Below are 16,994 nucleotides of genomic sequence, written 5' to 3'. Positions count from 1 at the left end.
GCGTCAGTTCATACGCTTGCTCTTGACCCTGTTTTGGGATGATACTGGATGGATTAATGACACATAGGTAACAGGGGATGAAAGACAAAATATGAGGTTTTTGCAAGGATATCCTAAAGAAGTCAAAGTATTTCTCATTGCCAGCTTGATTAACGCAACCGGCAGCGCGCTCATGTGGCCGCTTGTGACCATGTATGTATACGATGAGCTCGGCCGCAGTATGAAGGATGCCGGTATCGTGCTGCTTGTTCAGGCACTCGGCGGGATTGCCGGCCAGCTGCTGGGTGGCTCGCTCTATCATAAGGTCGGCGTTAACCGCCTGATTGTAGGAGCTCTTGCCTTGACTGCCTTGTCCCTGTTCTCCATTCCTGCGGCAAGCAACAACTGGCATTTATTCATCGTCTTGATGGGATTATTCGGATTGTTCAACTCGCTGTCTCTGCCGGCAATCCAGGCATTTGTCGGATTCCGCTTTGCCGAGCAGCGCGCGGAGCTGTTTAACATTATCTATGTTTGCAATAATATAGGGGTAGCCATCGGAACGTCACTTAGCGGCTTTCTGGGCAACTATATGCTTAGTTTTGTGCTGAACGGAGTGACCTCGGCGGTGTTTGCCGTATTTTTCTTTTTTTATTTGCGCAAGGTGGGAACAGCATCACCGGATGAGCAGCACCTGAGAAAACAACCTCAGCATGAACAATCCGGCTGGAGGCTTATGGGCCACACGCGGATTTACCTGTTCATGGCTATTGGCTCGATGTTTCTGCTGATCGGGAATTCGATCTGGAATGCCGGCGTATCCCCGTTTATTATTTCGGAAGGCTGGCCGAAGCAGATGTACGGCTTCCTGTGGACGCTGAACGGTATTCTGATCTTCGCTGCCCAGCCGCTGGTCAGCCTGATCAAACGCTGGTTCGCGGCAACCTCAACGGCGCAAATGACAGCAAGTGCCGTGTTCTATCTGGCCGGCTATGCGATGATCCTGCTTATGCCAAGCTATCCGGGACTGCTGCTGGCAATGGTGCTGGCTACACTCGGAGAGATGCTGATCTCCCCCGCAATGCCTTCGTTCATCTCAGATCATTCCGGCCACAGTGCTCCATTCTACCTGGGACTTAGTGGTGGAATCGGCGCGGTTGGCAGGGTGATCGGGCCTTATCTGCTGGGCGTCCAGTTTGATAGCGGAGGGCTTGCGCCGACGGGGTGGCTGGCCTGCGGGATGGCTGTGCTGTCGGTAGGGTTCTTTGGGTTCCATGCATACATCAACCGGATGTCCCGTACACTGGAACGGGATGCGGCATAAATCTGCAAGTGGGAATCCTTAATTGAACTGTGGCCCGTTTCGGGTGACTAGAGTAAGGCAAGGGGTGTAAAAGCGATGCAACAACTGAACAGGGATGCCTTTACAATCCGGCCCTCGGAAATCAAGGATGCCCGGGAGCTGATTGTTCTTGATAATATGATCTGGACCGAGGATACAACACCCGGACCGTTAATGTGGCGCTCGCGCGAGGATTATCTGATGCATGCCCCTCCCGGCTCGCAGCTGGTGGCTCTGCAGGACGGGGAACTGTGCGGCTATGTCGGCTTTGGCTGTCCCAGTGGTATGGAGAGCAACCGCCATGTATGTGAGGTCAATATCGCCGTTCATCCCCGTTTTCAGAGACAGGGTATCGGGCGCCAGCTGATCCAGGCGATCAAAAGCCATGCGGCAGAGAATGGAATTCGCAAATTGCGGCTGCGTGTGCTGTCCTGCAACGAACCTGCGCTTGCATTTTACCGCAAATGCGGGTTTGTGGAGGAAGGCCGTCTGTATGAGGAGTTCTATCTCAGCGGACGTTATGTAGATGAGGTCTTTATGAGTTGCAAGCTGATTGGAGGGAATACGAATGGAAGTCATCTCGCTTAATGTAGGCAAGCCCAAGACTGTGGATTACCGGGGGAAGCCGCTGGAAACCGGCATTTACAAACTGCCGGCAGCCGGTAGGATGCAGCTTCATTCGGAAGGGTTCGACGGAGATGGACAAGCGGATCGTGTGAACCACGGCGGTCCCGACAAGGCAGTGTGCGTGTATCCCTTTGAGCATTATGCTTATTGGGAGGAGTGGCTGGGCAAGAAGCTGGAGTATTCTGCGTTCGGCGAAAATATCACTGCCAGCGGCCTGCTGGAGACGGAAGTCTGCATCGGCGATGTGTATGAGATGGGTTCGGCTCTGCTGCAGGTTAGCCAGCCGCGTTTTCCGTGCTATAAGCTGGCGCAAAAACACGGACCCGCCGATATGCCGGCCCAGGTGTTAAAAACCGGATACAGCGGCTTCTACTTCCGTGTGCTGCGTGAGGGTCATGTGGCCGCTGGCGACCCAATCATCAAACGGGAAAGCGGCGAGGGCAGCTTTCCCGTCAAGCAAGTGCTCTATCTCATGGAGCACGGACGCAAGGTCAAGACTGGCTTGGCAGAGCTTGCCCGGCTGGAGAGCCTGTCTGCTGTGACGCGGGCGAAGTTCCAGGGCTGGCTGGATGCGGAGGAGAGCTAGAGCGTCCGCGCTGTTATAGCCGGAGCTTAAGACGAATGTCCGGCTTATCTTTGATATAATCATGCACGGCATACGCAAGGTTCCATCCATACGGTCTAACATTTGAAATGTGTCCAGGTAAAAATCAAACCCCGGGGGAATAAGTCCTCCGGGGGTTTGGGCGCTGCACTCCGTTAGTTTCGAACCCAAGGCATAGGCCGTTTATTCCAACGAGCTTGTACCTTCCGTACCGATACTGTAGAAACAAACCTGCTTTTTCCGCATCGTATACTGTGCCAGCGCACCTATACTTTCCGTACTGCTTCCCGTCCTAGCAGCCTCTACTCCACCTTTTCACCCCAGCAGCTTCCACTCACTGCGCAGCAGGCCATAGACAGCGTGGTTCACATAGCCGGCCGGGAGCTTCTCCGCCTGGCGGATGACTCCCTCGAATATGAAGCTCAGCCGTTCAGGTATGGCCCGGCTTGCCCGGTTTCCGGTGGCACAGCGGATTTCGACGCGGTTCAGATCCATTTCGAGCAGTGCGTAATCCACGAGGACCCGGCAGGCGCTGGTCATGTAGCCTTTGCCTTCATAGCCTTCGCCGAGCCAGTAGCCGATGCCAACCGAGCGGTTGTGCCAGTCAATCTCGTGGTATCCGATGATGCCGGCCAGCTCGCCCCGGACCCACAGTCCGGCGGAGAAACCGCCGTTCTCACTGGCCTGCTTTACGGAATTTTTGATAAATGTCTCCAGATGAGCCTGCTCCGTCACCCCATCAACCCAAGGCAGCCACTTTCTGAGGCGGGTGCGCGAGCGCTCCACCAGCGCGAACATGTGGCGTGCATGCTCAGGCATCAGCAGCTTCAGCGTAAGCTCTTCATCAATGACATAATTGAACATGAGGCTGCCCCCTCTGCGGCACAAGGATTAGCGTTTCTTCCATTCCAATGCGTAAATGTCTTCCTCCAGCGATTGCATCCGCTCACCTACCAGTGTGCGGCAGTCGCCCAGTGCTCCGTTATATATCGCCGGGCCCAGCTCCTGCAGGAAGAATTCCAGCAGGCTGTCTGCCGCCAGATGACCGATAGTTTCACCGCGCTCGGTCTCGAAGTAGGCCTGGATATTCCCGGTAATGATCTCCCGCTGTTCTTTGGGCAGCTTGATCGGCTTCATGAATGAGTCCCCCTCTATTAGATTTACAGATATATACCCATAATCCTCATGCTACCCCATAGCTGTGAAATAAGTCAAAGCACCCCGTGGAAACAGGCCTCTGAAGCTGGACCTCCCCGCCGTTTCTTCTTGACTTTTATTGAACATTCCCTGGTTAACGGGTATATTAGTAGGAAACATGTTCATACAAGGAAGTAGTAATATTACAGAATGAAAGGTTGATAACTGTGGAGAACCGTGGAACACCCTCCAATTTCATCAAGAATGTCATTACCGAAGATCTGAGCTCGGGAAAAGTGAAGGAAGTGGTCACCCGCTTCCCGCCGGAGCCGAACGGTTATTTACATATCGGGCATGCCAAAGCGATCTGGATTAATTTTACCCTGGCTGATGAATTCGGCGGCAAGACTCACCTGAGATTCGACGACACCAATCCGCTCAAAGAGGATACGGAATACGTGAACTCTATTCAGGAGGATGTGAAGTGGCTCGGCTATGAATGGGAAGAGCTGCGTTTTGCTTCGGATTACTTCGGGGACATGTACGAAAGAGCAGAGCTGCTGATTCAAAAAGGCAAAGCTTACGTGGACGACCTTACCGCTGAGCAAATCCGTGAGCATCGGGGTACGCTGACCGAGCCGGGAGTGAACAGCCCGTACCGGGAGCGCGGAATCGAAGAGAACCTGGATTTGTTCCGCCGCATGCGGGCAGGGGAATTCAAGGATGGCGAAAAGGTGCTGCGTGCCAAAATTGACATGTCCGCCCCTAACATCAACCTGCGCGACCCGGTCATTTACCGGATTTCTCATTCTCATCATCATAATACGGGCGATGCATGGTGCATCTATCCGATGTATACCTTTGCGCATCCGCTTGAGGATGCTATTGAGCATGTGACGCATTCGCTCTGCTCCCTGGAGTTCGAGGACCAGCGGCCATTCTACGACTGGGTGGTAGCCGAATGCGAAATGCCGGCTTCCCCGCATCAATATGAATTTGGGCGCCTTAATCTCGCCCAGACGGTCACGAGCAAGCGCAAGCTGAAGCTGCTGGTGGATGAAGGCCATGTTGACGGCTGGGACGATCCGCGCATGCCGACGATCTCCGGGCTCCGCCGCCGTGGCTATACACCGGAAGCAATCCGCAGCTTTGTGCATGAGACCGGGATTTCCAAGAGCCAGGGTCTGGTGGACCTGCAAATGCTGGAGCATTTTATCCGTGAGGATCTCAAGCTGACGGTTCCCCGGACCATGTCGGTGCTGCGGCCGCTGAAGGTGGTTATCACCAACTACCCGGAAGGCCAAACAGAATGGTTCGAAATTGAGAACAATGTGGAGAATGAGGCCATGGGCACCCGCCAAATTCCGTTCTCCCGTGAGATCTATATTGAGCGTGATGACTTTATGGAGAACCCGCCGAACAAGTATTTCCGTCTGTTCCCCGGCAATGAAGTGCGCCTGAAGAATGCTTATTTCATCAAATGTACGGATTTCATCAAGGATGAGAACGGCGAAGTTGTCGAGCTGCATTGTACGTACGACCCGGAAACCAAGAGCGGCAGCGGCTTCACCGGCCGGAAGGTAAAGGGAACGCTGCACTGGGTGGATGCCAGCCAAGCTGTACCGGCAGAATTTCGCCTCTATGAGCCGCTGATTTCCGCCGAGGAGGCGGATCAGGAGGCTGAAGTTGAAGGCATGGAGCCTTCCGCCGACAAGCCGGAACCCACCTTCCTGGATCAGTTGAATCCGAAATCTATCGAGATCCTCCATGGCTTTGTGGAGCCGGGGCTGAAGGATAGTGTAGCGCAGGACAAGTTCCAGTTCTTCCGTCATGGATACTTCAACGTGGACAGCAAATATTCGGCACCGGATCACCTGGTATTCAATCTTATCGTTTCCCTCAAAAGCTCGTTCCAACCTGCCAAATAAGGCTGTAACGTCTGAAATGCCACAAGGGGCTGCCCGGAGTCATGATAGGGCGGAAGCAGCCCCTTTGCTCTGGGGCGAAAGTGACGGAATCAAAGGTAGAAATACCTTTGATTGAGCCAAACAGGCGAAGTAGAGCGGAATCAAAGGCAGAAATACCTTTGAATGAGCCAAACAGGTGAAGTAGAGCGTAATCAAAGGTAGAAATACCTTTGAATGAGCCAAACAGGCGAAGTAGAGCGGAATCAAAGGTAGAAATACCTTTGAATGAGCAGGAGCAGCAGTTGACTAAAAATAAAAAGCAGCGATCTTCCAGCCAAGGGACTGGATGATCGCTGCTTTTCTGATTTTTACGGCCTGAGACTCAGGCTTCAACGTTTTAGTTCAAATATCTTCTAGTTCTTCGTCCGGATGCCCGCCGTGGGGATGATAGCCCCCGCGGCTGACAAGCAGCCACATCGCGCCGAATCCCAGGGTTCCGATCAGCGTCATAAAGACGCTGGATTGGTACATGCTCTGTGCGCCAAGATACTGGTATAGCCAGCCGCCGAGAACACCGCCCATAATCCCAGAGAGGCCGCTCCAGGTCAGGGTATACAGCGCTTGTCCTGAGGAACGGTAAGGCTTCGGAACCAGCAGCATGGTCAGCCGGGTGCCGACAAAGAAGAACCCCCCGAACGTAACGCAATGCAGGATTTGTATAAAAGCCACCTGCAGCGGTGTGGTCGAATCGGCCATTAGCCACCAACGCAGGACGAATAGGGCGCTGACCAGCGCCAGCCAGCCGAGCAGTACCGGTATGCTGCGTTTCAAGTAACGTTCGCACAACAGCAGAACAGCCACCTCCAGAATCGAGGAGAGGAACACGGCCAGACCGATCATGGTTTTGCTGCCCCCAAGCTCCGTGATATACAGGGACACGAAGGTGTTGTTCATCGTATTGGGGATCGAGACCAGAATCCCAAAGAAGATGAAGCTCAGAAAAAACGGATGATAAAAAATCTGGCCGAACCCCTTGAATGGCAGCGGCGCAATACCGATGGAATGGTCGAGTCTGGGCAGGACAATCAGAGAGATCATGGCTGCACAGAGCAGCGCCGCGAATAGGTAGGACAGCACGGACACCCCGCCCCAATCGATTACCGGTCCGGCAAGAATAGCCGTAAACGCCCAACCCAGCGATCCCCATAGCCGGAAAGAGCTGAAGCGGTGCCTTGTACCGTCAATGTAGCTCAGAATCATGGTGTTGCTCTCGGCAAACAGCGGACCCTGGAAAAAATAAAAGAACAGTATGGAAACATAGATCATTTCATATGTATTTGCCTGAAACACAACCTGGGATAATACCAGTGTCCCTGTCAGCATCAGCAGAACAATCCGGCGGATATTCTGGTACCGGTCTGTCCAAATGCCCCAGAAGGGATTGGCAATAATGGAGACAAGCGCCCCAACAGACATTAAACTCCCGATCTCCAGCTTGTTCATTCCCACTTCCTGCAGGTATAGTGGAAAGAAGCTGGTGAAGAGGACGACTGTCCCATATAAGAAGAAGTTGTACCACTTCAATGAGGTGAAGGAAAACTGCTTATCAAGGTTCTCCCGCAAAATTGGGCACTCCTTTCCTGCCAGATGCCTTTCATTCATTCACACAGCCTTGAAGGGGCTGCTTCTACCACTGTAACACTTGTTGAAAAGGGATACAAACCTGCGGTTAAATCATTGCCAAATCCATGGAATAGTGAGGATATATATGGAAATTACAGGAGTGATTTTGGCTGGAGGACGCTCCCGGCGGATGGGAGCCGACAAAGCGCTGCTTATGCTAGAGGGGAAGCCGCTGATCGCTTACAGCGCAGCCAGGTTATCCTCCATAACGGAACATGTAGTCATTGCTTGCGGTGAAGAAGAACGGAGGGCTTACCGCATGTTTCACCTGCCGTTGATCCCGGATATCTATCCGGGACTTGGACCGCTAGCCGGGCTGCATGCCGCACTTCAGGGATCTCATACAGAATGGGTAGCTGTACTGGCCTGTGACCTGCCTTTTGCTTCGGAAGGACTGTTCTTGCATATGCTGGAGATTGCGTACGGAGGGGGGGATATACAGGCCGTTGTTCCTGTAACCTCCGAAGGCCGAGTCCAGCCGCTGCTCGCGCTCTATAACCGGAGCATCCTCCCGATTCTGGAGAAATTCCTGTCGCGGCGGCAACTGCGGGTAATGGAGTTCCTGGATGTACTTGATGTTCATTATGTCCGGGACAGTGATTATGAGGAAGGCCCCCGAACACATACGTTTTCCCTGATGAACATGAACACACCGGAGGACTATGCCGCCGCCCTCAAGCTGGCCCCGCTTCACCCGGATGATTCCTCTGTACAATAGTCAGCCGTTTAACTTCAGTTTACACGGCTAAGATAATGTGGTGATTAAGGCGGAAGAGACGGCAAACGACGTCATTGCATGAACCCGCTGGAAAGGGGAATTTCTATGAATAATAATCAGCCTGACAAGAAACAGGGCACGTCCTTGAAGCCTTTTTTGAAGCTATTGCAGGGCACCAGGCCTTCCTATGGACTGCTTACTCTTGCTGTTGCGCTTAGCATGATATCGACTCTTGTGGGTCTTGTGATCCCCATGTTCACCAAGAACATGGTCGACGGGTTCTCGCTGGCATCCATCAGCAAGCTGCAGATTGCCGGTATTGCGGGGGCTTTTATTGCCCAGACTCTTGCTGGAGGAATCTCGATCTACTTGCTGAACTATGCCGGTCAGAAGACAGTGGCAGGCTTGCGGGACAGGTTGTGGCGTAAGTTTCTTGTGCTTCCGGTAGCGTACTACAATGACAACCGTACCGGAGAAAGTGTCAGCCGGATGACGAACGACACCGGGATCATCAAGACGCTGATTTCGGAGCATTTGGCGAGCCTGTTCACCGGAGTGATCTCCATCGTCGGCTCGATTGCTGTACTGCTCTATCTGAATTGGCAAATGACGCTGGTGCTGTTCACGGTACTCCCGCTGTCCGCACTGATTCTGGTTCCGCTGGGACGGCAGATGTACAAAATATCCAAGGGCACACAGGATGAAACAGCGTCCTTTACCGCTACACTCAGCGGCGTTTTGTCTGAAATCCGGCTGGTGAAATCCTCCGGCGCGGAGCAAAAAGAATATGAAGCAGGGCGTACCGGAATCATGAACCTGCTGTCCTTCGGTATCCGTGAGGGCAAAATCAGCGCCATGATCAGCCCGCTCGTCTCCTTCGTATTCATGATGCTGCTGGTAGTGATTATCGGCTACGGCGGAATGCAGGTGTCTTCAGGTGTCCTGACGGCAGGGGAGCTGGTCGCGTTCATCCTGTATTTAATTCAGATCGTGATGCCGCTAACCCAACTGACCCAGTTCTTCACCCAGATTCAAAAAGCCAAAGGCGCCTCCGAGCGGATCATTGAAACCCTGGCGGCCGATGAGGAAATTTACGAGGGTGTAGAGGAGGTTAAGGGGGCTGAGGAGCCTATCGTGATCGATGATTTAAGCTTTGGTTACAAAACAGGTGAACCGGTGCTCAGCGGAGTGAGCTTCTCCATGCTTCCGGGACAGGTGACGGCGATTGTCGGACCCAGCGGGGGCGGCAAAACCACTCTTTTCTCGCTGCTGGAACGGTTCTATGAACCGCAGAGCGGGGTGATCAAGCTGGGAGCGAAGCCGGTGTCCACCTTCTCCCTTCGTTCCTGGCGCAAGCTGATCGGCTACGTGTCTCAAGAAAGCCCGCTGCTCTCCGGCACGATTGCCGACAACCTTGCTTATGGCCTGAACCGGGAGGTTGGCATGGATGAGCTGCGCCGTGCGGCGGCGATGGCCTATGCCGACGGCTTCATCAGCGAGCTGCCGCAGGGTTATGATACGGATGTCGGAGAACGCGGGGTGAAGCTGTCCGGAGGCCAGCGTCAGAGGATCGCCATTGCACGGGCGCTGCTGCGCGATCCCCGGATTCTGATGCTCGACGAAGCCACCTCCAGTCTCGACAGCCAGTCGGAAGCGGTGGTGCAAAAAGCTTTGTCTAACCTGATGAAGGGACGGACGACGATTGTCATTGCCCACCGGCTGGCGACTGTAGTGAATGCGGACCAGATTATTTTTATGGAAAAGGGCCGGATTACCGGCAGGGGAACACATGAGGAGCTGCTAAATGAGCATGAACTGTACCGGGAATTCGCTAACCAGCAGCTGCAGTTGAATACACCGGAGCTTCCGGGCGGCGGAGAAGGGGAGGGTTCAGCAGGATATGGCCAAAATTCTGGTAGTGGACGACGATCCGCACATCCGCGAATTGGTGGAAGTCTTTTTGAGGGCTGAAGGCATGGAAGAGGTCTACGGCGCTTCTGATGGAGTGGAGGCGCTGCAGGTCCTTGAGGATAACAGTGTGGATCTGGCGGTCATTGATGTCATGATGCCGAATATGGATGGCTGGGAGCTGTGCCGGCAGCTGCGGAGAAGCTATGAGTTTCCAATATTGATGCTGACGGCCATAGGGGAGACCTCCCAGATCGTCAAGGGCTTCGAGCTGGGGACCGACGATTATCTGGTCAAGCCGTTCGAGCCTCCCGTGCTGATTGCCCGGGTTAAAGCGCTGCTGAAACGGTACCAGATTTCTGCCGCGCAGAGCGTAACGGTAGGACATCTGCGCATGAACCGCAAAACGTTCGAGGTCATCACGGATCAGGGGAATATGACGCTGCCGCTTAAGGAATTTGAGCTGCTGTTCAAGCTGGCCAGCTATCCGGGGCAGACGCTGACGCGTGACCGGCTGATTGAAGAAATTTGGGGATATGACTTCGATGGGAACGAACGCACGCTGGATGTGCACGTGGGCCGCCTGCGAGATCGGTTCGCCCAGGAGGACTTTGGTTTTACCATCCGCACGGTTCGTGGTCTCGGCTACCGCCTGGAGGTGGATAAATAAATGAGCAGAAGCAGAGCAGGAGAGATTGTAAAAGCAGTCATGGGGATGATCATGGTCATCACAGGCTTCTATCTTTCCTGGAACGCCGGGTACTTCGGATTAAAGCTGCTCGAGAAGCATTATAAATGGTCTCTTACACCCTATAGGTTCCAATTGCTGACGATGGTGCTGCAGTTTCTCATTTTGTTCCTGCTGGCCGGCATCGCGGGGCTGATCGGACACCTGAGAGGAGGCGAACGAGCCTTCTATATCCCGATTATTACGGCGATGCGGCAAATTTCCAAGGGGGACTTCAAGGTGGAGCTGGAGAACGACAGGCGCTATGGGCAATTCGGCAGTATTGTTGAAGGCATCAACGAAATGGCGAGTGAGCTGAACCGGATGGAAACCATGCGCCAGGATTTCATCTCGAATGTCTCCCATGAGATCCAGTCTCCGCTCACCTCCATCAGAGGCTTCGCCCGCGCGTTGAGGGATGAAGGGCTGAGTGCGGAGAGCAGGGCGCATTATCTTGATATCATTGAAGCCGAAGGCAGCCGCCTCTCCGGACTCAGTGACAACCTGCTGAAGCTGTCGATCCTCGAAGCGGAGAGCTTTCCGTTCGAACGCAAGGCCTATCGGCTGGATAAGCAGCTGCAGGAGATGATTCTGGCCTGTGAGCCGCAGTGGCTGGGCAAGAACATTGATGTCGAGGCTGAACTGGAGGAGGTCACTGTAGAAGCGGTCAAGGATCTCTTGAGCCAGGTATGGACCAACCTGCTGCATAACAGCATCAAATTCACCCCGCAGGGCGGAATGATCACGGTCCGGCTGCAGACACTGGATAACCGGATAGAGATTGGGATTAGAGACACTGGCATCGGCATTGCCGAGGAGGAGCTGCCCCGCATTTATGAACGCTTCTATAAGGTGGACCAGGCCAGAAGCATCAGTGGGGGCGGAAGCGGATTAGGTTTGTCTCTGGTCAAAAAAATCGTGGAGCTTCACGACGGCATCATAACCATCACAAGCCGTCCCGGAGAGGGGACGGCTTGTGTAGTGGTCTTGCCGCTGAAGCTTAGATAAATCCGCCGTTCACACGGAGGGTCTGGCCGGTAATCCACCCGGACTGTGCTCCGGCGAGGAAGCTGACGACGCCGGCGATGTCGTCCGGCTGGCCCAGACGTCCGAAGGCATTCATCTTCTTCAGGCCCTCAAGCTGAGCTTCGGATTTGCCCTCCAGGAACAGGTCTGTGGCGACAGGACCGGGCGCAACCGCGTTGATAGTGATGCCTTTGCTGCCAAACTCCTTGGCCAGCTGGCGGGTGAACTGCTCCACGGCGCCTTTGGTTCCGGCATAGATGCTGTAGGCCGGGAACATCTGCCCGTTAACTGAAGTGGAGAAGTTGATGATCCGCCCACCCTGTTCCAGGTGCAAGAAGGCCTGCTGACAAGAGAAGTAGGTTCCTTTGACATTAATGGCGAACTGCTTGTCGAACTGCTCTTCGGTAGCCTCCCCGACCAGGCTGTTGATCATAATTCCCGCGTTGTTGACCACAATATCGATTTGTCCGAACAATGCTTTCGTATCCTTGTACAGCTGCTCAATCTGTGCGGGCTTGCTGATATCGGCCTGAACCGCGGCGGCGGTTCCGCCTTTGGCTTGGATGCCCTGTACCACCTCATCCGCCTGTTTCGGGCTGCTTGAATAGTTGATAACAACCGAAGCCCCCTCTTCCGCTAATCTCTCCGCGACAGTACGCCCTATGCCTCTTGACGACCCGGTAACAATCGCAACCTTGCCTTGCAGGGACTGACTCATCATATATTCCTCCCAGAATGTGATATGGATTTACTTAATGAACTGAAGCGGTAAGGCCCTGTTCCAGAAGCAGCCATAGCTGATCGAAGTCCTGCCTGGAGCTTGCACTCCGCCATTCATAGGCATGAGCCGGATGGTGAAACCTGGATGTAGCATGAAAAATCGTGCGGGCGAGCATCCCCGTTTCGGCACTCTGTGCAATCCGGTTCTGCTGGACCCCTCTGTCAATAAGGATGCTCATCTGATCTATAATCCGCTGAATGTGCTGCTGGATCAGCTCAGCGGCTTCCATCGTAACATCCGTGTACATCTTGAACATTTCACTGTCCTGTTCGGCATAGTGACGCTTCAGCTCGATCAGCCGGGCGATATATATTCTTAACTGCGCTAGCGCATTCTCTGCCGGGGCATTCACAATCTGTTCCAGCGGGACAACGATCTGCTCTTCCAGCCAGCGTTCCGTAACGGCTTCCCTCAGTGCCGCTTTGCTGGGGAAATGGCGGTACAGGGTGCCGTGGCTGACACCAAGCAGCTTAGCTACATCGGTTACCGAGGTCTTGTCAGGCCCGAATCTTCGCAGCGTCTGTTCTGCGGCATCCATAATCTCCGTTTTACTCAAAAATGAGCCTGCCTTGTTCATGAGCTCACCCTCCTCTGATACACAGTATATCATTGATTTCATCAAATGACAAAAAATATTATTTGTCATTTGATGAATGATTTGAGATTACAAAAATGTTCAACAAATTTCGACATCGCTTTACATTCGCCCTTTATTCTTAATACAGATTGTACGTAATTTTAAGAATATTGGAGGAACACATGTTGAAGAAAAGAAATCTCCGCTTCTATCTGTCCACATCACTTGCTGCAGTGCTTATGTGGCAAAGCTTGTCCATACCACCGGCCTACGGCTCGCCTGCAGAAACCTTGACCCCGCAGGAACCTGCGGCTTCCGCAAGTACAGGGGAATGGATGTCGGGCGAATTCCACGCCCACACCTATGAATCCGACGACGCCCAATCGTCTCTCGAGAGCGTATTAGATGCCGCCTTCGATAAATACGGCCTGGATTGGATCGCAACCGCCAATCACTTGAGATCGTCCAAACGGGACGATACCGGAGCCGACGTGCCGGGAGGACCGATCCCGTTCTCCAAGGGCGCCAGCGAATACGAAGTCCCCAAAATAAAAGCGTTGCAGGCTCAGGGAAAATATGCGGGCAAAACGATATTTTCCGCCTTCGAATGGGACATTCCGACGCATGACCATGCGGCCGTAGGCATTCTGTCCGACCAGCCGGGATCGGCCGAGGCGCTGAAGGCTGAGAACCAATTCGAATATTTGTTCACCAACCGCTCCGAATCGATGTTCAATCCGGCCGATGTGGCGGCCTGGAATCAACAGGACACCCGCATCAGCAACTTCAATCACGCCGATGCCCTAGCGGCTATTCAATGGCTGAAGAAGAACTTCGCGGACACCAGCTACTTTATCGTCACCCACCCTTCCAGAGGGTACGGCAAGACGACGGTAGCCGCCCTTCGCGACTTCAACAATGCGGCGCCGGACATCAACTTCGGGTTCGAAGGCATGATCGGCGGGCAGATGGAGCCGAATCGCGGCGGATATACGACCAGCTACAATACCTCCGACCCGACGGCCGATAACAAGTACAAGAACCGTTCCTTCGGCGGTACGGATTATATGGTCGCCAAGGTTGGAGGCGTTTGGGACGCGTTGCTCGGAGAAGGACGGAATTATTGGAACTTCGCCAACTCGGACTATCACTTCAAGATTATCGCCCCCTACACCAGCGGATACTGGCCGGGTGAATACGCCAAGAACTACACCTGGACGCAAGGCAACGACATGCAAGCCGTTCTGAACGGAATGCGTTCGGGCAAATCGTTCTCCGTCTATGGCGACCTTATCAATGCACTCGACTTCCACATCGATGGAGAAGGCGGCAAGCTGGAGATGGGAGCGAGCAATCCGAACGTAACGGTAACCGAAGGCGATCACCGTAAACTTACGATCCGGTTCAAGAGCCCCAAGAGCAACAATTATGAGAATCCAGTGGACAGCGGGATATCGGGCGGCATGAGGCCCCAGGTGGATCACGTAGACCTGATTGCCGGCGATATTACAGGCTTGGCGGACCCGTCCGACTCGACCGCCTACAACAAGGACACCAACGATTCGACCAAAGTGCTCGCTTCGTTTACCTCGGATGATTGGGTAACGGATGCGGAAGGCTACAATGTAATCACTTATGACTTGGGCTCGGCGAAGAAGTCGCAATACTTCCGGTTGCGCGGCACGAATCTGGGCTATAACGTAGCCGGAGAGACCGATGAGCAAGGCAATCCGCTCCTCGATCCGGAGACGATCGAAGCCGACGACACCACGCGCTACAACCAGATCAACGACCGCAACTATAAAGACTTGTGGTTCTATTCCAATCCGATCTTCGTTAATGTGGCACCGTACAGCGACAAGCAGGCAGTGGATGATACCTTAGCGTCGCTGGACCTTGGAAATACAACGGCGGTGACCGCCGATCTGAAACTTCCTGAGGGCGGCAAGCATGGCGCACTGGTGAAGTGGGAGAGCAGTAATCCAAATGTGCTGCGTAATGAAGACGGAGTGGGCCATATCACCCGTCCGGCAGCAGGACAGCCTGATGCTTCTGTAACGCTGAAGGCGACAGCAAGCCGCGGAAATGAGAGCGAAGTGAAGACGTTCGATCTTACTATAAAAGCTATGGATTACACAGACGCTGAAGCTGTGCAGCTTGCCAAAGAGAAGCTGACGCTCGGAGACACAAGCGCTGTGAAAAGCAATCTGTACCTCCCGGAGGCAGGGGAACAGGGCACAAGCATCAGCTGGGAGAGCTCAAGTCCGCTGCTGATGACAAACGCCGGGAAGCTTGTCTTCCAGCCACAAAAGGATACTCAGCTGACGTTGACAGCTACGATCCGCAGGGGGGCTGCTGTGGAGACCAAGAGTTTCAAGGTTAATCTTAGCGGCGATGCCAGCGTGACTCCGCTCGCGCTCCGCGGCACTCTGCAAACGGCGGATGGACATGCCTATCTTAGCGGTGCCTGGACGAATCAAAATGTTACCGTAAGTGTGTACGCCAATGTGTACGTGCCTGGCAGTGAAGTATCCTTTAAGGTTCGTCAGGATGGTGGAGAAGGCCAGCCGTATGAGAAAGGCCAGCCTATCAAGCTTACAGCAGAAGGCCAGCACCAGTTGGAGCTTCAAGCGTTAGATACATTGGGTAATACAGCCTCATTGCCGCTTGCGGTAAATATTGACCGGACCGCGCCCGTGATTTCCCTGAAGGGCAGCAGTAGCCTGACCCTTGCCCAAGGGACCAGCTTCGTTGATCCGGGTACGGAGATTACGGACAAGCTGGGCATTGCGGGACTGGTAACAGTAACCGGAACAGTAGATACCCTGATTCCGGGAACCTATACCCTGCGTTACAATGCCAGCGATCTGGCTGGTAATGCAGCCCTTGAAGTGATTCGGACCGTAGTGGTAACAGCACCTTCCAACACCGGAAATGGTAATGGAAGCGGTGGAGGCACGACCATCAGTCCGGTTGCCACTCCGCCTGCAACAAATGTAGAGAAGCCTCCCGTTGTAGAGGTGAAGGTTGAGGTATCGGCACAGCAGGGCGCTACAGGCTCACTTCCAGGTGTGGCGAGCTTCTCTGTTCCAGCAGGGGCATTACCTGCAAATGCCACGCTCACACTGAAAGCTCTGGCAGCCAATGAAGCACCGGCTGCGGGGCAGCTCAAGTCCTTAAGCCCAGCGGTGGCATTCGCTGCAAGCAGAGAAAGCAAGCTCAGTAAGCCCGTGGCATTATCCCTCGCCTATGATCCGGGGCAGGTCACATCCGGCCATAAAGCGGCTGTATATTATTACAATGAGCAGAGCGGCAATTGGATTTATGTGGGGGGTACCTCCAACCCGGATGGGACGATCACCGCAAATGCCAACCGCTTCGCAACCTATTCTGTAATGAATTATCAGCCTCTGGCGCTCACAGATCTGAGCAACCACTGGGCTACAGAGTATACGGACCGTCTGATCGGGATGGGCGTCATGAAGGGCTTCGAAGACCAAAGCTTCCGCCCGAATGAACCGGTTACCCGGGCGCAGTTCGCTTCTATTATTGCAAGAGCTTTGGGACTGCAGGCTTCCGGCAGTGCCGCTGGATTTGCTGACCAGGGCAACATTCCTGCTTGGGCGGCTGGTGATGTAGCGGCAGCTGTAGAATCCGGGATCATCAAAGGCTATGCATCTGGGGGCCAAGCCGTATTCAGAGGCTCGGAGAAGATTACCCGCGCCGAAATGTCTGTGATGCTTGCCAATGCCCTAAGCACCGGCTCCGCCACACTTACGGGCAGCAGCATTGTCCTTGCCGATCAATCAGCGATCCCGGCATGGGCGCAGGCATCGGTGAAAGCCGGAATCGCAGCCGGCATTCTGGGCGGCTTCGAAGACAACACCTTCCGTCCGGACAAGACAGCCACCCGGGCGGAAGCGGCAGCAGCAATCTATAAGCTGCTTACAGCGCTCTCGATCTAGATGACAAATAAAG

General features: G+C 54.0%; 14 protein-coding genes. 9 read left to right on the top strand and 5 right to left on the bottom strand.

Annotation, left to right across the window (positions count from 1 at the left end):
• The first annotated feature begins 91 nt into the window (after positions 1–91).
• The 3 genes from A3844_RS15735 to A3844_RS15725 all read left to right on the top strand — a co-directional run bounded on the left by A3844_RS15735 (position 92) and on the right by A3844_RS15725 (position 2,534).
• The gene (locus A3844_RS15735; protein ID WP_074087360.1) at positions 92–1,303 is read left to right on the top strand and encodes an MFS transporter; all 1,212 of its coding nucleotides are present in this window, start codon (positions 92–94) and stop codon (positions 1,301–1,303) included.
• Between the two features lie 75 nt (positions 1,304–1,378).
• Entirely contained in the window at positions 1,379–1,909 is a 531-nt protein-coding gene (locus A3844_RS15730) for a GNAT family N-acetyltransferase (protein ID WP_074087359.1), read from the top strand.
• Positions 1,875–2,534, top strand: a complete 660-nt coding sequence (locus A3844_RS15725; protein ID WP_425270604.1) for an MOSC domain-containing protein — start codon at positions 1,875–1,877, stop codon at positions 2,532–2,534. Before A3844_RS15730 ends, A3844_RS15725 begins: the two co-directional genes overlap by 35 nt.
• A gap of 333 nt (positions 2,535–2,867) precedes the next feature.
• On the opposite strand, the gene A3844_RS15720 is transcribed toward A3844_RS15725, so the two are convergent.
• Together A3844_RS15720 and A3844_RS15715 are read right to left on the bottom strand one after the other, a co-directional pair.
• Entirely contained in the window at positions 2,868–3,416 is a 549-nt protein-coding gene (locus A3844_RS15720) for a GNAT family N-acetyltransferase (protein WP_074087358.1), read from the bottom strand.
• 27 nt (positions 3,417–3,443) lie between these two features.
• On the bottom strand, positions 3,444–3,689 hold the full coding sequence (locus A3844_RS15715; protein ID WP_074101976.1) for a DUF2164 domain-containing protein: 246 nt from the start codon (positions 3,687–3,689) through the stop codon (positions 3,444–3,446).
• Between the two features lie 227 nt (positions 3,690–3,916).
• On the opposite strand from A3844_RS15715, the gene A3844_RS15710 reads away from it, so the two are divergent.
• Positions 3,917–5,617 (top strand): glutamine--tRNA ligase/YqeY domain fusion protein, encoded by a 1,701-nt coding sequence (locus A3844_RS15710; RefSeq protein ID WP_074087356.1) that lies wholly within the window; start codon positions 3,917–3,919, stop codon positions 5,615–5,617.
• Positions 5,618–5,998: 381 nt separating this feature from the next.
• On the opposite strand, the gene A3844_RS15705 is transcribed toward A3844_RS15710, so the two are convergent.
• The gene (locus A3844_RS15705) at positions 5,999–7,219 is read right to left on the bottom strand and encodes an MFS transporter (protein WP_074107858.1); all 1,221 of its coding nucleotides are present in this window, start codon (positions 7,217–7,219) and stop codon (positions 5,999–6,001) included.
• Positions 7,220–7,364: 145 nt separating this feature from the next.
• Here A3844_RS15705 and mobA point away from each other — a divergent pair, with 145 nt between their 5' ends.
• The 4 genes from mobA to A3844_RS15685 all read left to right on the top strand — a co-directional run bounded on the left by mobA (position 7,365) and on the right by A3844_RS15685 (position 11,640).
• A complete protein-coding gene (gene mobA / locus A3844_RS15700; RefSeq protein ID WP_083606874.1) occupies positions 7,365–7,997 on the top strand; it encodes a molybdenum cofactor guanylyltransferase in 633 nt (210 codons plus the stop codon).
• A 105-nt stretch (positions 7,998–8,102) separates the two neighbouring features.
• Complete coding sequence (locus tag A3844_RS15695) at positions 8,103–9,968, top strand: ABC transporter ATP-binding protein (protein WP_074101974.1); 1,866 nt, start codon at positions 8,103–8,105, stop codon at positions 9,966–9,968.
• Positions 9,898–10,575: a response regulator transcription factor gene (locus A3844_RS15690; RefSeq protein ID WP_074101973.1), complete on the top strand. Its 678-nt coding sequence runs from the start codon at positions 9,898–9,900 to the stop codon at positions 10,573–10,575. The genes A3844_RS15695 and A3844_RS15690 overlap by 71 nt, the downstream gene beginning before the upstream one ends.
• Positions 10,576–11,640 carry a sensor histidine kinase gene (locus A3844_RS15685; RefSeq protein WP_074107857.1) on the top strand — a complete coding sequence of 355 codons (1,065 nt, stop codon included), beginning with the start codon at positions 10,576–10,578 and terminating at the stop codon, positions 11,638–11,640.
• Here A3844_RS15685 and A3844_RS15680 read toward each other — a convergent pair.
• Both A3844_RS15680 and A3844_RS15675 read right to left on the bottom strand, forming a co-directional pair.
• Positions 11,633–12,376 (bottom strand): SDR family oxidoreductase, encoded by a 744-nt coding sequence (locus tag A3844_RS15680; protein WP_074107856.1) that lies wholly within the window; start codon positions 12,374–12,376, stop codon positions 11,633–11,635. The two genes, A3844_RS15685 and A3844_RS15680, sit on opposite strands and share 8 nt — an antisense overlap.
• Positions 12,377–12,410: 34 nt before the next feature.
• The gene (locus A3844_RS15675) at positions 12,411–13,016 is read right to left on the bottom strand and encodes a TetR/AcrR family transcriptional regulator (RefSeq protein WP_074087350.1); all 606 of its coding nucleotides are present in this window, start codon (positions 13,014–13,016) and stop codon (positions 12,411–12,413) included.
• Between the two features lie 182 nt (positions 13,017–13,198).
• Here A3844_RS15675 and A3844_RS15670 point away from each other — a divergent pair, with 182 nt between their 5' ends.
• Positions 13,199–16,981 (top strand): immunoglobulin-like domain-containing protein, encoded by a 3,783-nt coding sequence (locus A3844_RS15670; RefSeq protein ID WP_074087349.1) that lies wholly within the window; start codon positions 13,199–13,201, stop codon positions 16,979–16,981.
• The last annotated feature ends 13 nt before the right edge of the window (positions 16,982–16,994 follow it).

Origin of the sequence: Paenibacillus helianthi, from assembly GCF_001909055.1 — a bacterium.
In the GTDB taxonomy this organism is placed as follows: domain Bacteria; phylum Bacillota; class Bacilli; order Paenibacillales; family Paenibacillaceae; genus Paenibacillus_AQ; species Paenibacillus_AQ helianthi.
Note: the sequence above shows the minus strand (reverse complement) of the source record. Positions and strands in the feature narration are given on the sequence as shown.